The 18,586-nt window shown below is 66.2% G+C and carries 12 protein-coding genes; 3 read left to right on the top strand and 9 right to left on the bottom strand.

Translation table 11 applies throughout. The features are described from left to right. Positions 1 to 3 precede the first annotated feature (3 nt). The 8 genes from IT540_RS00425 to IT540_RS00390 form a co-directional block, all read right to left on the bottom strand. Positions 4 to 1,041, bottom strand: a complete 1,038-nt coding sequence (locus IT540_RS00425) for an ABC transporter substrate-binding protein (RefSeq protein WP_291171759.1) — start codon at positions 1,039 to 1,041, stop codon at positions 4 to 6. Beyond that, a complete protein-coding gene (locus tag IT540_RS00420; protein WP_291171756.1) occupies positions 1,041 to 3,335 on the bottom strand; it encodes a TonB-dependent receptor in 2,295 nt (764 codons plus the stop codon). Before IT540_RS00420 ends, IT540_RS00425 begins: the two co-directional genes overlap by 1 nt. A gap of 235 nt (positions 3,336 to 3,570) precedes the next feature. Then, positions 3,571 to 4,257: a Crp/Fnr family transcriptional regulator gene (locus IT540_RS00415; protein ID WP_291171754.1), complete on the bottom strand. Its 687-nt coding sequence runs from the start codon at positions 4,255 to 4,257 to the stop codon at positions 3,571 to 3,573. A gap of 189 nt (positions 4,258 to 4,446) precedes the next feature. Beyond that, a complete protein-coding gene (locus IT540_RS00410) occupies positions 4,447 to 4,914 on the bottom strand; it encodes an MEKHLA domain-containing protein (protein ID WP_291171751.1) in 468 nt (155 codons plus the stop codon). A gap of 86 nt (positions 4,915 to 5,000) precedes the next feature. Further along, positions 5,001 to 5,996, bottom strand: coding sequence for a CDF family Co(II)/Ni(II) efflux transporter DmeF (dmeF, locus tag IT540_RS00405; RefSeq protein WP_291171749.1), 996 nt, complete (start codon positions 5,994 to 5,996; stop codon positions 5,001 to 5,003). Between the two features lie 18 nt (positions 5,997 to 6,014). Next, entirely contained in the window at positions 6,015 to 7,190 is a 1,176-nt protein-coding gene (locus tag IT540_RS00400; RefSeq protein ID WP_291171746.1) for an FAD-dependent oxidoreductase, read from the bottom strand. 1 nt (position 7,191) lies between these two features. Continuing rightward, the gene (locus IT540_RS00395; protein WP_291171745.1) at positions 7,192 to 8,436 is read right to left on the bottom strand and encodes an MFS transporter; all 1,245 of its coding nucleotides are present in this window, start codon (positions 8,434 to 8,436) and stop codon (positions 7,192 to 7,194) included. Between the two features lie 2 nt (positions 8,437 to 8,438). Next, the gene (locus IT540_RS00390) at positions 8,439 to 10,529 is read right to left on the bottom strand and encodes a TonB-dependent receptor (RefSeq protein ID WP_291171743.1); all 2,091 of its coding nucleotides are present in this window, start codon (positions 10,527 to 10,529) and stop codon (positions 8,439 to 8,441) included. A gap of 161 nt (positions 10,530 to 10,690) precedes the next feature. Between IT540_RS00390 and IT540_RS00385 the strand changes: the two genes are divergently transcribed. From IT540_RS00385 to IT540_RS00375, 3 genes are all read left to right on the top strand, one after another. Beyond that, the gene (locus IT540_RS00385; RefSeq protein ID WP_291171741.1) at positions 10,691 to 11,644 is read left to right on the top strand and encodes an AraC family transcriptional regulator; all 954 of its coding nucleotides are present in this window, start codon (positions 10,691 to 10,693) and stop codon (positions 11,642 to 11,644) included. Between the two features lie 251 nt (positions 11,645 to 11,895). Next, positions 11,896 to 13,587 (top strand): GMC family oxidoreductase, encoded by a 1,692-nt coding sequence (locus IT540_RS00380; RefSeq protein WP_291171739.1) that lies wholly within the window; start codon positions 11,896 to 11,898, stop codon positions 13,585 to 13,587. Positions 13,588 to 13,647: 60 nt separating this feature from the next. Next, positions 13,648 to 14,649, top strand: coding sequence for a S41 family peptidase (locus IT540_RS00375; RefSeq protein WP_291171736.1), 1,002 nt, complete (start codon positions 13,648 to 13,650; stop codon positions 14,647 to 14,649). 8 nt (positions 14,650 to 14,657) lie between these two features. On the opposite strand, the gene IT540_RS00370 is transcribed toward IT540_RS00375, so the two are convergent. After that, the coding region (locus tag IT540_RS00370) for an AMP-binding protein (RefSeq protein ID WP_291171733.1) at positions 14,658 to 18,586 on the bottom strand (3,929 nt) is incomplete at its 5' end.

Below are 18,586 nucleotides of genomic sequence, written 5' to 3'. Positions count from 1 at the left end.
GCCTCACAGGTAGAACGCCGAATCCGGCAGCCGCCCTCCGATATATCCGGGATTGACGTCGGCCATGGCCTGCAGCACGGCCTCGATGGCGGGTCGCGCATCGCGGGCGGGCGTGGCCACGAGATTGCAGAAGGGAATAGACGCCTCGATCACCGGCCAGGGCATCTGCAGAGGCCCGGCCGCGTTGTTGGCGGCACGCGCCGGGTGCGCCGCCACATCGGCAGCCGCCTTCACGAGGCTGCCCTGGATGGCCTCCACGACCGCCGCGTTCGCCTCGCGGAAGCGGTCGGTCACGACAAGGCCCGCTTGCGGCACGATCTTGTGCGCGCCGGTCATCTTGCCCCATTCGATCTGCAGATCGATCACCCGGTGGACCGTCTTGCCGGCGAGCTTGCCCTTGACGATGGCGGCCGAGGCCGCGGGCTCCGGAACGAGCGCCGCGTCGACTCGGCCAAGCACGAGGAGCTGCATGGCTTCGAGCGGTGTCGCGGTCGGAACCAGCTCGATCTCCTTGGCCGCATCGATGCCGGCATGCCGGAACAGGCGCTCCATGAGCAGACTCGGCAGCTCGTTCGGAAACAGCGTCGCGAGCTTGCGCCCGCGCAGGGCCTCGAGGCTCGTCAGCGACGCATCCGTCGACATCACGTACAGGATGCCGTTGGTCATCACGTTGACGAGGCGCACGCCGAGCCCCCGATTGTAGAGATTGGCGGCAACCGGCACCGGCATGATGCCGACGTCGAGAGCTTTCGACGTGAGGCCGGCGCGCACTTCGTCCACCTGGCGCCACACCCTGAGGCTCGGCTTGCGGACGGCATCGTCGAGCCCGCCGGTGGCGATCGCGTGCAGGACCGTGATCGAGGGGCCGGCGGGCGGTCCCCAGATCTCGAGCCGGTCGATGGGAGCGGCGTACGCGAACGCGGGCGCCAGCGCGGAAACGGCAAAAGCGCCGCCAAGCGACGCTCCGCCTTTCAGGATCGTGCGACGTGTGAGGCCCCGGAGATCGGCGGGCCGAAGCCCGGGGCACGTGCCTGTTTTCATCAGAACTTCGCTTTGGCTCCCACGATGAAGGCCCGGCCGTCGCCCGGCAGGAACACGGCCTGATCAGGGTACTGCACACTGTCGACGATCAGCGTTGCCGACGCATACTTCTCGTCGAACACGTTCGCGACCTCTCCGAAGATCGAGATGCTTTCGGTGATGTCGTAGTTCGAGCGCAAATCGACCACTGTGTAGGCTTCATTGAAAAGCGTGTTGGCGTTGTCGACGGGTGTCTCGTCCGGCACCCAGTTGACCTCGGCTTCAAGCCAGAGCCCCGGAATGAACGTGTAGCGCAGAGCCGCGTTCACGATGTGACGCGGGGCACCGGCCAGGCGATTGTCTCCGTGATTGGCGTCGCCGTCGAAGCGGAAGTCCTGGTACGTGTAGGCAGCGCGTCCGCTGAGGTTGGTCGTGATGTCGACAGCCGCGCCGAGCTCGATGCCGAAATGCGTGGTCTTGTCGGCGTTGATGGCGCCGAGCGAGTTGCCAGAGGCATCGCGCAGGTTCAGGAGCTCGTCCTCGACCCACGAATAGTAGGCGATCGCCGACCACGCGAAGTCGCGTGTGCTGCCCTTCCAGCCGCCCTCCAGCGTGGTGGCGGTCTGGGCATCGAGATCGGGCGTGGAGAACAGCGCGGGGGTGGCGCCGCTGGGGTTCGTGCCGGCGCTGCTGTGCGGCGAGCCCTGGATCGCTGCAATAAGGTCGTCATGCGTCGGCGGCTCGAAGCTGCGACTGACGGCCGCGAAGAGCGATTGGTTGCGCGCGAGATCGTAGGTCAACCCGAGACTCGGGGTCCATTCCTGATAGGAATGGTCGTAGCTCGTATCCGCGAACGGCAGCGAAGCGACATAGGTGTTGGTCGCCGCATTGTATCTCGGGCGCGAGGCGCCGGCGAAGACGTCCGCGTTCTCGCGGCTGGCATAGGAATAGGCGATGGCCGGCGAGACGGTCAGACGCTCGGTGAGCGGGACGTTGAAGCCGGTATGGATCGACAGCGTCGTCGAGTCGAACTCGTTCTCGCCGAACAGCGCGCCTTTTTTACCGCGTGCGTTGATGAAGTAGTCCCTGTCCGTGGATCCGACCACATACTGGCCGGTCAGCTCGAACAGCGGCAGGGCCCGGGACGGGTGAGGAGCGTAAGCGTAGCGCGCCACGGCTGTGAAGTCGCCGCCTTCCGTGTCGCGCACGCCGCTCCCGACCGGGAACGTGAAGCTGTCGTCGGTATAGGTGTAGCCGAGCGCGACGTCGAACAGGTCGGCGCCGGAGCGGGCCGTGGTGCGCGAGCCGATGCGGAACTGCTCGGCTTCGCGATGGGGATCGTCCCGAAGCACGTTCGGCCCGCGGCACGAGCCCGCCGGCAGCGGATAGGCCGGGACCGGGCTCGGGAATGGAGGGCCGGAGCAGGTCTGCTTCGGGTTCTGCTCGAGCAGGTCGCGCGAGAGCGGCCCGACGACATCGAAAGAGAGATCCGTGTAGCCGAAGAACAGGCGCGTCGAGATGTTGTCGTTCACGCGCGCGCCGGCGTTGAGGTTGAAATTCGTGCGCTCGGACTCGTTGTGCTCGCGATAGCCGTCGCGCTCGGTGTAGCTGAGGCTCGCGTGCGCATCGAAGTTGCCCTGCTGGGCACCGGCCTGCGCGTGGGTCGCGAAATGGCCGAAGCTGCCGCCTTCGACGGTCACTTCCGCTCCGGGCGACGTGATGCCGGTGGGAGATACGAAATTGATGGCGCCGCCGAGCACGGTCGCGCCGAGGCGGTTGGCCGTATAGCCGCGATAGATCTCCGCGAACGCGGCGCTCTTGGGATCGGCGAAGCCCACGATGTAGGAGCCGTCCGCGCGATTGATCGGCAGGCCGTCCTGCAGCACCAGCGTGCCGCGCTCGGATGGGTTCTGCTGCAGGCCCGATCTGCGGATCTGCAGGCGCGGTTGATCGTTGCCGCCGAAGAAGTTCTGCACCACGACGCCGGGCACGAAGGCCAGCATCTCCGACAGCGATGCACTGGCCTTCGGGCTGATGTCCTCGTTGGCGACCACGCTGGTGCCGCCGGCGATTGCATCGAGCTTGCGCGCCGCTTCGGCGGCGGCCGATCCTGCGCCGTCGGAGCTCTCCTCCGGGGCGGACCCGGTCGCCGTCGCGGCTTGTACGCCGGCCGACGACGTAGGGCTTGCAGCCTTCTTCTTTTTCTTGGGCGCGGGCGCGCTGCCTTCGACCACCACCGCGGGCAGCTCGACGGTCGCTCCGGGCGCGGCGGATTGGCCCATCACGCTGGTCGAGCACATAAGGAGAGCGATCAATGCAGCGCTCAAACCCCCGAGCGGCCGCGCAGGAACGAGGGTGACGCCGGACAAGGGGCTGAGCGGTCGCGGAAAGCGTGCAGAGACGTACATCTTATGGTCGCTCCGGATGTAAATTTGTTGACTAAATTAATCCGGTTAAACCGCAGGCGACTTGTCGAAGATCAAGTGGCGCGCTTGACGCCGTCGAATGTGGCTATCAGGTCACGCGTATCGGGGCGGGAATGAGCAGGGCTCAATGCTCGTCGTGGTTCACGAAGCGCGCCAGGCGGCTCACGTCACTAACGACGATCTTGCGGCGCCGCGCCTCCACGCCCACGGCGGCGAGGTCTGCGAGCGCGCGGGAGAACGTGGCCGGGGTCATCGAGAGGCGCGCCGCGATGTAGCGCTGCTCGACGGGCAGCTCAAAGCGGCAGATGCCGTTCTTGTCGCCGCAGATCCTGTGGAGGAACGCGGCCACGCGCCGTTGCGGGGACCATTCCTGATCCTGCTCGATGCGCCCCACGAGACGCCTCAGCTTGGCGAAGACGGCGCCGATGATAGACAGGGCGAGTTCGGGCGACTGCAGGATGAGATCGCGGAACCGCGTCGTGTCGATGCGCGCCACGCGAAGATCCGTTGCCGCTTCCGCGCTTGCGGGATAGCGCGCCTCGCGGGCCAGGACCGCTTCCGCGAAGGATTCGCCCGGACCGACGAGGTGAATGGCCGTCCGCGACCCGTCCGGTCCCTCACGGAAGACGGCCACCCATCCTTCCAGCACGAAGTAGAAGGCCGTCGCGGGATCGTCTTGATTGAAAAGAGGCTCGCCCGACGAGAGCGTCACGACCGGGGTCTTGGCCGCGAACGTCTGAAACGCGTCCTCCGGGGCGCCGCTCAGGAACAGTGCGTTCCTCAGCATTTCGAGATCGCGTCCTGCGACCATGACCCGACTCCTTGGGCATCAATCCGCGAGAGCTCTCCGCCGCCAGCACCCTCAAAAGATTTCTATACTATAAATATATATAATAAAGGCCGCCGAGCGGCTGGCTTATCTCGGGGCCGCTTGACCGCGGTCAAGGCGCGCGCGGCTCAGCGTCAGAATTGCTCTTCACTACCGGCGCTCTCCGCCCGGCTAGCCGGAGCTTGCAACGGTGGTCCACTCGGCGAAGGCAGCGGCTTGGCCGGCTGCTTCGCCGGTCGCGTGGGCGAGGTTCCACACCGACGCATTCGAGATGCGAAAGCGCTTGCCGGTCGCGGAGATGCGCACGCCGGCGTAGTCCTCGATAAGACCGTCGCGCGTCACGCGTTCGAGAAGTCGGGCGCGCTCGTCCCGAAGCATCGGCTCCGCGGAGAGACGCGAGGGCAGGCGCGTGAACGTGCCGAAGTCCATTTCAAAGAGCGCCAAGGCGGTCCGGTTGCCGAAGAAGAAGATGGGATCGGGTTCCGTGCCGTGCGCGACGACGGCGACCGGTGACGACCAGAGCGCTTCGACGGGGTCGCCTTCGGCGGAAACGAGCGCCCGCCCCGTGAGGCGTTGATAGCTCTCGCCGATGCACGTGATGCGGCGCCGTTGTGCGTTGGTAAGAAGTTGAAGGTCCATTGCGCCGCCGATCCTGCCGGACGATGGCGCAGCGTGCAACCGGCGAGACTACGGCGGGACGTGACCGCGGCGGCCCGAGAGCCAGCCTAAGCGCAGTGCAGCACCTCGACCGTCGTGTGGGACAGGTGCGGAATGGCGCTGAGCTTGGCCTTGTAGTGCTCCGGCGGGCGCGGGTCGTGCGTAACGATCGACACGATAGCACCCATGTGCCCGGGACCGAGCTGCCACAGGTGGAGATCCGTCACCCGATCGTCGCCGATCTCCAGCGCGGCGCGTACCGAGGCGGCGGTCTCCTCGCTCGGCAGCGTATCGAGCAGCACGGCTGACGTAGTGCGCATGATATTCAACGCCCAGATGGCGATCAGCACCGCCCCGACGACGCCGACCAGGGGATCGATCCACGTCCAGCCGAACATGCTGGCCGCGATCAGGGCGAGGATCGCAAGCGCGGACGTGAGCGCATCCGCGACCACATGAGCGAAGGCGGCCCGCCGGTTGCCGTCGGCATGACGCCCATGCGCGTGCCCATGCCCATGTGCGTGCGCATGATGGTGTCCATGATCGTGCATGTCCGGCCCATCGTGATAGTGGTGATGATGATCGTGGTGATGGTTATGGCCGTGGTCATGGTCGCTCAGCAGCCAGGCGCTCACGAGGTTGACGAGCAGCCCCAGCACGGCCACCACCATGGCCTCGGTATAGTGGATCTGCACCGGCTCGATAAATCTCTCGGCCGCCTGATACACGATGCCGATCGAGATCACGCCCAGCAGGATCGCGCTCGTGTAGCCGGCAAGCTCGCCGAACTTTCCGGTCCCGAACGTATAGCGCGGGTTATGGGCCTGGCGGCGCGCAAAGGCGTAAGCGAGCCCGCTGATCGAGAGCGCCGCGGCGTGGGTGGCCATGTGCCAGCCGTCGGCGGTCAACGCGACGCTGCCGAAGATCGTACCGCCGACGATTTCGGCAACCATGGTCACTGTCGTGAGCGCCACCACGAGCCACACGCGCCGCTCGTTGTCCTGATGGTGTGCGCCCAGGAAAAAGTGCGAATGGCGCCAGGTGTCGAGCGAATGAGTGTGCATGGCACGGTCTCCTGAATGTCACGCGGTGGTCCGGGCCACGTCCTGCGATGCCAGGATCTCCGACTGTACGGCGCTGAGGAAGTAGCGCGCAAGCCAAGCGCGCGGCATGTGGCGGAGGATGAAGTTGCGTAGCCTAAAGGAGAAGGGAGTGGCGGGGATAAATAGCGCTCCCATCTTCCGGCTCCGCTCCTGCAGCTTGGCGATGGAGGGGCGCAGCCGCTGCTCGTGCCGGGCGAGAGCCTCGACAAGCGGGCGCTCGGCCAGCTCCTGCGCCAGGATCGAGGCCGAGGCAATCGACATCCCGGCGCCCTGTCCCGAGATGAGCGTCAGGCAGTGTGCCGCGTCCCCGAGCAGGACAACGCGCCCCTTCGACCAGGACGGCATGTCGACCAGTGTCAGATTGTCGACGAGCGGCTCCGGCCCGCGCGCGGCAACGTCCAGCATGCGCCGCACGCTCTCGTGTGTGTTGCGCGAGATGTCGTGCAGCATTGGCCAGCGCCCCCCGGAAGTTACGATGGCCGTCTCGTCGGTCCGCCAGACGTGCAGGGCCGCGAGGCGCCCGTCGTGCAGCGTGTAGTATTCGACGATGTGTCCCGGCTCGGTGTAGGACAGGAAATCGCTGCCGAGCTTGAGCACGTCTTCGAGATCGTAGGTGGCGAAGCGGTAGCCCAGCTCCTTGAAATACTGCTCGTCGGGGCCGAAACACGTGCGCCGTACCCAGGACCGGAGCCCGTCCGCGCCGATCAGGAGGTCGCCGGTGAGCGCCGTGCCGTCGGCGAGGCGCACGGCGACGGCGTCGCCCCGGTCGTCGATGCTCTCGACGACGGCTCCGAAGCGGATCTCGACATCGTCGGGAAGGGCATCACGCAGCGCCTGGACGAGATCCGTGCGGCGCAGTGCAATATACGGCAGGTCCTTCAGGAACTCGCGATAGCGCAAGCGCAGGAGCTCGCGCCCCTTGCGGTCGCGATAGACGTTCTCGTTGACCGAGCAGGCCGCCGCCTGCAGCGTCGGCTCGAGCCCCATGCGCTTTGCGATCTCGAGCCCCGGTCCCGAGAGGCCGAGCATGTAGCCGGCATCGCGCAGGTCGTGCGCGCGCTCGATGAGCACCGGCTGCCAGCCCGCCTTCTTCAGCCACCAGGCCGCCGAAAGGCCGGCAACGCCGGCGCCGACGATCAAAGCCTTTCTCTGCACGTCACGCTCCCTGGCTTGCGTTCTCGATGCGGCGGGTCAGCCCGATCGCAGCCATCGCGGCGGCCGCGGCCGTGGCGCCGGCAAGGCCGAACACCGCCGAATATCCGAAGGAGGCCGCGAGCATGCCGCCTGCGAGGCCGGCAGCCGTTGCCGTGCTGGCGTCGGCGCATTGGAACAGCGTGAAGTCGACGCCGGCCTGCCGCGGCGACGAGGCACCCATCAGCAGCGCATAGAGCGCAACGAACCCGATGGCCATCGCCGTCGTGAGGCCAAGCAGCGCGGCGATCAGCAGCGGCAGGGGCGGAGATGCAACCTGGCTCACCCCCAGCAGCGCGAGCAGCGCCAGCACGTCGAGGCCAAGCGCGGTGACGGCAGCTCGCCGCGCGCCCAGCCAATGCACCACGGCCCCGCCGATGACGGTGCCGGCCAGGCCCGCCGTCAGCGACGCGGTGCCGTTCAGAATGCCGACGACGCCGAGGTCGACGCCGCGATCGATCAGGAACGGCCCGGTGAGGCTCGCGGAGATCCGCGGGCCGATCCCGCCCAGGACAACGAGCAGGAGGCCGGTGCGCACCTCGGGACGCGCAAGGGCGAAGCGGAGGGACGGGATGTGCGGTGCATGCGCCGCTACCGGCCTCTCGGCGCGTGCCAGCAGCACGAACGGAAGGCTCAGCACGAGCAGCGCGACGATGAGCCAGAGCGTCGCCGTGGGGAACCCCACCTGCGACACGCCCCAGAGATAGGCGCCACCACCAAGCATGAATCCGAGGTAGGACCCGCCGACCTGGGCCGTGTTGCCCCATCCGCGTCGGTTCTCGGCGAGCTGATCGACGGCGAAGCCGTCACAGGCGATGTCGATGGTCGCTGCGGCCGCAGCCGCGAGGAGGAGCACGGCCAGCAGCAGCGGGAAATCGCTCAGCGGAATGAACGCCAGCGACAGCAGCGCAGCCGCGACGATAGCCTGTCCGATACCGACGACGAAGCGCGATCCGTTCGCCGATCCGATCCGGATGCGCTCGACCGCGGGCGCCCAGAGGAACTTGAGCGCCCAGGGCAAGAGCCCGAGCGAGAGCAGGCCGATCTGGTCGAGGGGCAGGCCGGAGCTGCGCAGGATCGCCGGCAGGGATTGGAACGTCAGGCCAGAGACCAGGCTCTGGGCGACGTAGATTCCCCCGATGGCCAGGAAGATGCGCGAGAAGGGGAGCGTGCCCGCCTCCTCGCGCCTCAGCGTGTCCGTGACCGCCATCGTCAGTACTTGGCCGTGAGCGACACGCCGACGAGGCGGCCCTCGCTCGGAACGCTCAATTGCATGCCGCTGCCGGTGTCGACGAAGCTGTACTCGCGGTAGATCTCGTCGGAGATGTTGTCGACGAAGAACTTGGCGGCCACACCGTTGTCCCAGGCCAGCTCGATGCCCGCGTCGTAGACGGCGAACGGCTCCTGCGACAATGTGTTCGCCTCATCGAAGTAGGTGCGGCTCGCGTAGCGCACGTTGCCGGTCAAGGCCAGTTGCCCGGCGAGTACGCGCTGGTCGAACACGTAGCGGGCATTGAGCGTCGCCGTGACGTCGGGCGCATAGGGCACGCGATTTCCGGTGTAGTCGTTGCCCGACGCGGGATCGACGAAATCGGTGAACTCGGAGCGGCCGAAATTCGCCGTCGTGAGCACGGTGAGGTTGCGCGTCGGACGCCACGTCGCCTCGATCTCGACGCCGGTGCTCTCGGCCTCGCCTGCGTTCTTGATCGTCTGGTTCGGCACGACGCCGACATAGATTTGCTTGTCCTCGGAAACGATGTGATAGACGGTCGCTGCCACGTCGAGCGTTCCGAAGAGCCGCGTGCTGATGCCGACTTCGTAGTTCCACGCCGTCTCCGAATCGTACGGCGCGAACTCGGCCGGATTGGCGGGATTGGTGATCGCGTGCTGGAAGCCTCCCGGTTTGTAACCTTCGGACACCAGAGCATAGACCCGCGTCAGGTCTGTGATCTGGTAGCCGATCGAGACCTTCGGCTGCACAGCATCGAAGGAGGCCTCGTCACTGTAGGCAAGCATGAAAGCCGGCAGACTGTAGTCGATCGTCGATTTGTCGTGGGACACGCGTGCGCCGCCGGTGAGATCGAGCGCATCCGTAATATGCCACGTGAGCTCGCCAAAGCCGGCCAGGCTGTCGGTGCCGATTTCGTTGCGGTCGCCAGCGACTGGGCGTTCGCGGGTGAAATCGCTGTTGCGCAGGTAGAAGCCGGCGACACCCGTGAGCGGGCCGGAGCCGGTGTACGCCAGCCGCGCCTCCTGCGAGAACGCCTCCTCGCTCTCCGGGAATGCGTAGCCGAATGTATCCCGCTTGAGATCGACGTTCTGATACGCGGAGATGCTCGTGAAGGTGAAGCCGTTGCCGAAGCGATAGTTCCAGGCCGCCGAGGCCGTGTCCGTCAATCGCTTCAAGAGACCCTGCGGGATCGGGAGGTCATAGTCGCGCTCCTTGAGGAGCGAGTCGCGGATGTAGGTCTCCTCCTTCGAATCGAGGTTCTCGCGCGCGAAGGTCAGTGCCGCGTCGAAGGGTCCATGCGACGGCGCATACCGCAGGCTGGCCCGGCTACTCCAGAGATCGGCGGTGTCGATGTCGTCCTCTCCGGTGAGGAGGTTGTCGATCTCGCCGGGCTCGACCGAACGCTTGACGCCGACGTCGAGGAACAGGGCCTCCTTGGCAAGCACTGCCGTGCCCGTGGCGATCACGGACCGCTCGAGGTTCGCCACCGTGCCGGTGACGCTCGCCGTGGTCTCGCGCGATTTGCGCGTGATGATGTTGATCACCCCGCCGAACGCATTGGCGCCGTACAGGACGCCCTGCGGGCCGCGCAGGAACTCGACGCGCTCGACATCCACCAGATCCTGCGTGAAGGCCGACGCGGCCTGCGGCACGCCGTCGATGAGGATCTGCACTGACGGATTGTAGAAGTCGGGCGACGAGATGCCGCGCACGGTGATGTTGGCATAGGCCCGGTTTCCGCGTGAGCGGATCGTGAGGCCGGGAAACACCTTCTCGAGATCGCCGACCTTCTCCACACCGGCGTCCCGCAGTTCGGCGGCGCTGCGCACCGAGACGTTGGCGTCGGCCGTTTCCTTCGGCGGGCCGCCGACATCGGCGGCCGCTCCTCCGCCGACGCCGCTCTCGGGCGGGAGGCCCGACGGCGCCGATGTGGCGGGACTGGGTTGGGCTTGCCGGGGCTGCGCCTTTTGCGGGCGTTTGTTCGCCGTCGTCACCTCGATGGGCGGCAACTCGGTGACTTCGCCCGCTTCGAGCGACGTCTCCTGAGCCCGCGCGGAAGACATCCCGAGCATGAGGGCAGCGCCTGCAAGGCTAACCGTGTATCTTGAGAACATTTCTAATTCCGGACAGATTGCCATTCGATGCCAATTGTTTACTGTTTACGTCAACATCTCGTCTAACGCTGGCGGACTCAAAATTGACGGAATCCGGTTAGCGTCGCTGGAGGGGCCGAATGGACACAGACAGCTCTCTCGTGAGCCTCGAGTCGGCGCGCCGGGCGCCCATCGAGCTGCCGCCGACGCTGACCACAAAAGCGCTCGAGGCGCTGATCCGCCCGGAGCTGCGCTCGGCCGACGTCAGTGTCTCCTGCGTTGTCGGCGAGGTGCCCGACAGCGTGACCTTCCAAGCCGCGGGTCCCGCGGTGTTCTCGATCACGCTGGTCGTCCAAGGCACCGGCCGCACGATGCTCGACGGCGTGGCTCCGCTCGACATCGTGAGCAGCAACGCTGTCGTCTTCTGGAGTAATGGTCCGGTCAGCGGCCAGGACTACATCGAGGGCGGCAAGCCGATCGAGATCGTGGATATCCGGCTTCATCCGGACTATCTGAGCCACACCGTGGGCTCCATGGCCGACGCCATCAGGAACTCGCTGGCCGTGGACCGCAGCGATCCGGACCGCAAGGCGTTCCTGCTCGCAGTGCCGCTGTCGGCGGAGCTGTTCGACGTCGCGCGCTCGATCCTGGCCTGCGACATCCGCGAGCCGAAGCTGCGGCACATCTTCATGCGCGCCAAGGCGCTCGAGGCGCTCGCCCTTACGCTGGCGCTCTTGCAGCGCAACGCGTCGGCTGCGGCGGCGCGGCTGTCCCCGAAGGAGCGCGAGAAGCTCGACGAGGCCCGCCGGCTTATCGAGACGTCATTCGCCGAGCCATGGACCATCGAGGCGGTGGCCGCCGCAGTCGGGTTGAGCGAGACCAAGCTCAAGCTGGGCTTCCGCGAGGTGATCGGGAAATCGGTCCGCGCCTATCTGCGCGAGGTGAGAATGGATCATGCGGAGCGGCTGCTCAGCGAGGGCCGGTCCGTCACCGAGGCCGCGCTGGCGTGCGGTTACGGCAATCTCAGCTACTTCAGCAAGGCGTTCTTCCATTCCAAGGGAGTCGTGCCGCGCGACCTGGGCGCCAGGAAGTAGCAACGCCGACGGCCTCGCCAGGAGGCGACCCGAGATCCGCTCTGCGAGGTTCTACGATGATGCAGATGATACCTAGTGCACGACTAGCTTGGCGACATCAAGGTAAGCACTTGAAAATACAATATAATTGTATGGGATTACGGGCTTCGGAACAGTCCTCGTAGCGAAGCGGGCCGCGAACGCGTCAACCGACAATTCGCTCAACCCTCGCGTCACTGGGGGGCACGAATTATCTTAGGGAAACGAGTGTATTGGATGATAGCTACCGGCTGAGCATCCTCCCTTCCAACAGCGATCAACAGTCCCCGATGGTCGACGATCTCAAGTTCGACGCGATAGTGGTTGGCTCCGGCGCCTCGGGCGGCTGGGCGGCCAAGGAGCTGACCGAGGGCGGCATGCGCGTGCTGCTGCTCGAAGCCGGGCGCAACATCGATCCGGTCGCCGATTTTCCGCAGCCCGACAAGGCGGGGCATCACCTCGTCGTCGGCAATCCGATCGTGACGCGCGCCAAGGCCACGCTGCTGGGCGGTCAGGCCGTACAAGCGCGCTGCATCGCGTTCTCCGGGCTGACGGAGCGCTTCTTCGTCAATGATCGCGAGAACCCCTACACGACGCCGTCGGGGAAGCCGTTCAACTGGTACCGTGGCCGCCAGCTCGGCGGACGCCTCTACCTGTGGGGCCGCATCGTGTTCCGCATGTCGGACGACGACTTCAAGGCAGCGAGCAGAGACGGCCACGGCCAGGACTGGCCGATCTCCTACGCCGACCTCGCCCCGCACTACGACAAGGTCGAGACGTTCCTCGGCGTCAACGGCACGCTCGAAGGGCTGCCCGGATTGCCGGACGGCAAGTATGCGAAGCCGACCACGCTCAATGTGGCGGAGCAGGGCTTCCGCGACCGGGTCCAGTCCGCGTTCCCGGGCTCACGCGTGATCCCGACCCGCTACGTCGCCAACAACCTGTCGCGCATCCCGCTGACCATCCTCGCCGCAGAGAAGACCGGCCGCCTGACGCTCAGGACCGACGCTGTCGTCGAGGCGATCGACGTCGATCCGGCGAGCGGCCGCGCCACGGGCGTGCGCTACATCGATCGCACGACGCACCAGAGGCACACCGCCCGCGCCAACGTCGTCGTGCTCGCGGCGAGCAGCATCGAGAGCCTGCGCATCCTTATGAACTCGCGGAGCGAGCGCCACCCAGAGGGGCTCGGCAATTCGTCGGGCTTGCTCGGGCAGAACTTCATGGATGCCGTCCACGTCGCACTGACAGGTCCCCACGAGGATGTCGAGGCCGGAGGCACGAGCCAGACGGACGCGTTCGACTTCGGCAAGATCGGCGGCTTCTACGTGCCCTCATACAAGACCGCCACGCCGGCCCCGCGGCCCTACCTGCGCGGCTTCGGCATCATGGGCGGCATCGGGCGCGGCTACCCCTTCTGGCACCTGACCGCGCAGGGCGAGATGCTGCCGCGATCGGAAAACCGCGTCACGCTCGACACCAGGAAGCGCGACGCCTGGGGCATCCCGGCGGCGCACGTCAACGTCTCGTACTCCGAGAACGAGCACAACATGGTGGCGGATGCGCTTGCCACCATGAAGGCCATGGCCGCCGCTGCGGGCCTCGAGCCCAAGACGACGCCCGTCGGCAAGCCGCTGCACAACCTGGCGTTCAAGATCATGCGCAAGCGGCTCGTGATGGAGTCCGGCGCGAGCATTCCCGGCACCGCCATTCACGAGGTCGGCGGCGCGCCCATGGGCACGGAGCGCTCGACCTCGGTCCTGAACCGGCACAACCAATGCTGGGACGCACCGAACGTCGTGGTCACGGACGGCGCATGCTTCGTCTCGAGCGGCGCCCAGAACACGACGCTGACCATCATGGCGCTGACCGTGCGCGCCTGCGAGCACATCCTGGAACAGCACCGCACCGGCAACTGGACGTGACCGGGTGAGGGGGCACTGCACTCCTTTTATCCACACGAAAAAAGACGCTAGTCTCGGCTCATGGCTACGCGCGACCCCGAGAAGAATTTCGAGGCGCTATGGGAGACCTTCCACAACAGGTATCCCTTCTTCGCGCTGAGGAACGTCGACTGGAAAGCGCAGTACGACCTCTACAAGCCGCAGGTCACGAGCGCGACCAGCGACGACGAGCTCTTCGATATTCTCTGCCGCATGCTCGACCCGCTGAATGACGGGCATGTCGAGCTGGAGGCCAGAATTGGCGGCAGGAAGCGATACTTCACCGCCGAGAAGCCGACCCGCTTCAATCGGGAGTTCACGGAGCGGGAGATCCGCCAGCTCTTCAAAACGACCGGAAAGACGCTGGTCGCCAACGGCTTGGAGCGGCCTGCCAGGACGCAAGCCTGGATGCTCCGGTACGCGAGGTCCCGCGCTTTCGGCTACATGCGCATTCTCGAGCTCGAGGGCATCAAGAAGCACAAGCTGACAGCCGCGCTGGACAGGATCGCCCGCGACTTCAGGGATCTTAGAGGCTTCATCATCGACATTCGCGACAACCCCGGCGGGGACGACAGCACGGCGATCGCGATCATCAACCGCTTCTGCGATCGCAAGCGCGTTGCCTTCCACAGGAGGACGAAGATCGGCCCTGCCGATGATGCCTTCAAGCCCTTGCGGACCTGGCACATCGAGCCCGAGGGCGAGATCCAGTTCACCGGCCCGATCGTGGTCTTGACTTGCGAATCCGTCTTCAGCGGCGGGGAGGCCTTCGCGCTGGCGATCAGGCAGCTCCCTTACGTCACGATCCTCGGCGACCACACCAACGGCATCTTCTCCTATCAGCTCGAGAAGAAGCTCCCCAACGGCTGGGAGTACTGTCTGTCGTACCAGGAGTACCTCTCGCCCGACATGGTGAGCTACGAAGGCAAGGGCGTGCCCGCCGACATCGAGCTGTTCAACACCAAGGCGGATCTTGAAAGCGGCGTCGATCCGCTGATCATTCGCGCGCTCGAGCTGCTGAACTCTCGTGCATCAGATGCATGACGATGGGTTCACGACGCCGCCTCCTGTCCGAGGCGGGCGAAGGCCGGTTGCGCCTGCACGGCCTCGACGGGGCTTCCCTCGTAGGTCGCGCTGGGCAGGCTCACCTCCTTGAGCACGAGCGACAGCGGCAGCAGCGTCGAGCCCCGCGCGATGTGCGCGCCGCCCATCACCGTCGCGCCGAAGCTCACGGCGCTGCCGTCCTCGATGCGCGTCCGTTTCACCTTCAGCATCATGTTCTCGAAGGTGTGGAACTGCAGGAAGCCGTCGATCGTGCAGTCGTCGCCGAAGTCCACGGCGTTCCAGTCGGAGCACTGCATGGGCTGCGTCACGATGGTCCGGCGACCGATCCGGCATCCCATCCATCGCAGGATGGAATTGGAAAGGACCGTTCCGGCGCTGAAGCCGAGAGGCCCCCTGCACCACGCGAAGAAGCAGTCCTGCGCGAAGAAATAGGCGAAGTGCCCCCAGGACCAGAAGGGCGTTGCGTCATCGGCGCCCCATCGACCGACGAGCGCGGCCTTCATCGCAACGCTGAGCAGGATCAGGAGCGCTTCCGTAAGCACCAAGGCAATAACGGCACCCGCAACAGGATCCACGCCCCACCGCAGCCCGGTGACGTAGAGGATCGTGAAGACCAGCGCCTCGGCGATGCCGAGCATGCCGACGCTGAAGAAGTCGTTGAGAAGCACGCGGATCAGGAAGAGCGAGAGGCTAGGCGGCTTGTGCGTCTTGTTCTCCGCCTCGAACGAGGCGCTCGCGAATTTCACGGGCGGGTTTCCGGCCACCGTGATCGCCTCTCCAGGCCGCGACCGCATCTGCCGCCGGAACTGGACATCGCTGGCGGGCGTCGAGACGCCGATGAGGAAGTTGTCCGGGAGCTGCCCGAATTCCGCCACGCAGTTGTTGCCGCTGAAGAAGTTGTGCGGCATGTCGAGCTGACGCAGCGTGAAATGCGTCGCGCTGCAGTCGAGCATGTTCGTGAAACATCCGTTGGACCAGAAGACCTGGGAATCGGCGCTTGCCGCATCCGGCACCAGGTTGAACAACACGTCGCATTCCGAGGCGCCGACGCGCGGGAATCTGAGCCCCGCGAGCGCACGCAGATATTGCCCGGTGATGGTCCAGGTCCATTGTCCCTGGATCGCATTCAGCCGATGCATCCGATAGATCAGGAGCGCGGCCTTGAGACCGCGCGAGGGATAGAGTCCCGGCGCGGCCCGCGTCCAGCGGATGAAGAGGCAACCCAGCACCGAGAGAACGACGGTGACGAGCCAGGCGCTGACAAACGCGTAAAGGATGAGCTGCCAGGCGATGTCAGTGAGTGACGTGGCCTGGAAATAGTCGTCCGCCAGCCCGGCCTCGCCGGCCGGGATGAGGTCGCGCGCGAACCACAGGATCGCGGCGGCGGGCAGCAGGTTGATCAAGAAGAATATACAAACCTGCATCAGGATGTTGAACGTCTCGAGCAGCCAGAGCGGCTGGTCGTATCGGCAGACGCGGGCGGTGCGCGCAAGCTCCGTGCAGCGGCCGGTGAGGCGCGCCGGCGCACCCTCCCACATCTCATGCTCGCCCACGTCGCAGAAGATGGGCGTGAACGGGGTGATCCACGTTCCACGTCCGATCGTCACATCGTTGGCGACGGCGGCCCGCATGCCGATCTTGCAGCCGCTTTCGAAACGGATCGGGCCGACGTGCACATGCGCGCCTGCGAGCCGCGCTGTCTGGATATAGGCCCCGGTCTGGATGGCGACATCGTCTCCGATGGAGATCAGGTCCAAGGGACCGACCAGATAGGCATCGTGCGCGCATTGCAGGTTGCGGCCCACCGTGGCGCCGAGCTGCCGCAGCACGAAAGCCATCAGCGGCGCGCTGCGGTACATGGCGCCGAGCGGGAGCAGTACCGAGCTTTCCAGCCGCGCGATGCACCAGATCCGGAGATGCATTCGGCTCCACTTGGGATACGTGCCCGGCGTGACGTTGTTCTTGTAGATGTCGCCGCCCATGACGCGCTTGATCGCCATGACCCAGAGCAGGGTCCCGAATGGCAGCAAGAGGCCCAGCACGTAGAGCGCGACGCTGACGGCGACGAACGCGCCGAGGCTCGCCGTCGTGAAGAACGTACCGATCTCGATGTAGGCGAGTGCGATGAAGAAGCCGATGAGCCCCGGCGAATATAGGAGAAGCGCGAACAACACCTGGAGCGTGGTGAAGGTGCCCACCGAGAGCACCTGCGCCGCCTCCTCGTCGCGCCCGGCCCGGCGTGTCGCGGGGGAGAGGGCGATGGCGGGAGCCGTGGATGCTCGCTGCACCTGCCGCCCGCGCTTCGCCACCTTGCGCGCGGTGTTGCAGTCGCTGAGCAGCGCGCGCACCGAAATCTCCCATCCGGCTGCATGGAGCCGCTGCGCTAGGCGCGCGATGACGATCGAGTGCCCGCCCGACTCCGCGAACCCGTCGTCCCATCCGATGTTCGTCTCGAACACGGACCTGCAGATCGCGAGCACGTCCTCCGCGCCCGGTGGAAGGTCGGCCACCGCTTCAGGCGCGTCGGCATCCCGCATCGCCGTGACCTGCGCGGGCTCGACGTTTGCCTTGGTGTCCTTCCCGAGTGCAGCGAGCCTCGGCAGTTGCTTGCGGTCGATCTTTCCCGAGACCGGGCTCATGACGAATGTCTCGACGAGGAAGATACCCGTCGGGACAGACGGCGCCGGAAGCTGCTCGGCGAGCTTCGCTGTCACGCGGCTCGCCCACGCGGCCGGCGCGGCGACAGCGCCGCGAATCTCCCCCTGAACAACCGACGGCGCAGCCACGAACGCCACGAGCGCCTCGTTCTGGTAGTCCACCACCGCGGCCTCGATCTCGCGGAACTGCGTCTGCAGGATGTCCTCGACCGCGTGCGCCTCCACGCGGTGTCCGCGTACCTTGAGCTGCGCGTCGATCCTGCCGAGGAAGTGCACGCGCTTCGTCCGTGTGTCGATCCTGCAGCGGTCGCCCGTGCGGTAGAGACGTCCGAACTGCGGGTGCGTGATGAACTTCGCCGCCGTCTGTTCCGGCAGGTTGCGGTAGCCGCGCGCGAGATGCACGCCGCCGATGCAGAGCTCTCCGGCCTCTCCGTGCGGCAGCGGCGTGAGGCCGTCCGTCTCGAGGATGACGTAGGTCACGTTGGCGAACGGTGTGCCGATGGTGATCGGCTCACCCGGCCGCAGGCTCTGGCGGCTGGTGTCGGTGCTGGCCTCCGTCGGGCCGTAGGTGTTGATGATCTGGCGCCGTCCCCGCGTCCACGGCTCCACCAGCGCAGAAGGAAACGCCTCGCCGGCCGGCACGATGTAGCGGCACAAGGGATAGGGCAGATCGACCTCGGGCGCGAGCGTGAGGGTGGTGAGGAGCACCGGCGGACAGAACAGCACCGTGACCTCGGACTCGCGTAGTACAGGAAGCAGCTCCGGCCCCGACCGGACCTGCTCCTTGGTCAACATCACCACGGCGCAGCCCGACACCCACGCGCTATACATCTCGGAGATGCTGCCGTCGTAGCCTAGCGACGAGGTGAGCGAGGTGGCGTCGATGCCGGGCACGAGATCGAAGTAGTCGGCGTAGGTGAGCGCGAGGTTCACGTAGCCGGCGTGCGGACACTCGACCCCCTTCGGCTTGCCCGTGGTTCCGCTCGTGTAGAAGATGACCGCAAGGCGCTGGGTCGGATCGTCGAGCCACAGCGGCTGCGGTCGCTGCGGCAGCGTCTCCGGCAGCGCCAGCACGTCGAGGGTCGGCAGGTCGCGGAACGTGTCCTGCCCGCGTATGAGCACGACGACCGGCCGGGCGTCATCCAGCATGTGTGTCAGCAGCGCCTCGGGCAGCGTGGTGTCGAGCACCACCAGCGTACCGCCGGCCCTGAGCACGCCGAGATGCGCGGCCACGATATGCCAGCTGTCCTGCGCCATAG

Origin of the sequence: Hyphomicrobium sp., assembly GCF_020852195.1 — a bacterium.
Lineage (GTDB): Bacteria > Pseudomonadota > Alphaproteobacteria > Rhizobiales > Hyphomicrobiaceae > Hyphomicrobium_C.
The sequence above is the reverse complement of the archived record's forward strand: the minus strand, read 5'-3'. Positions and strand labels throughout refer to the sequence as shown.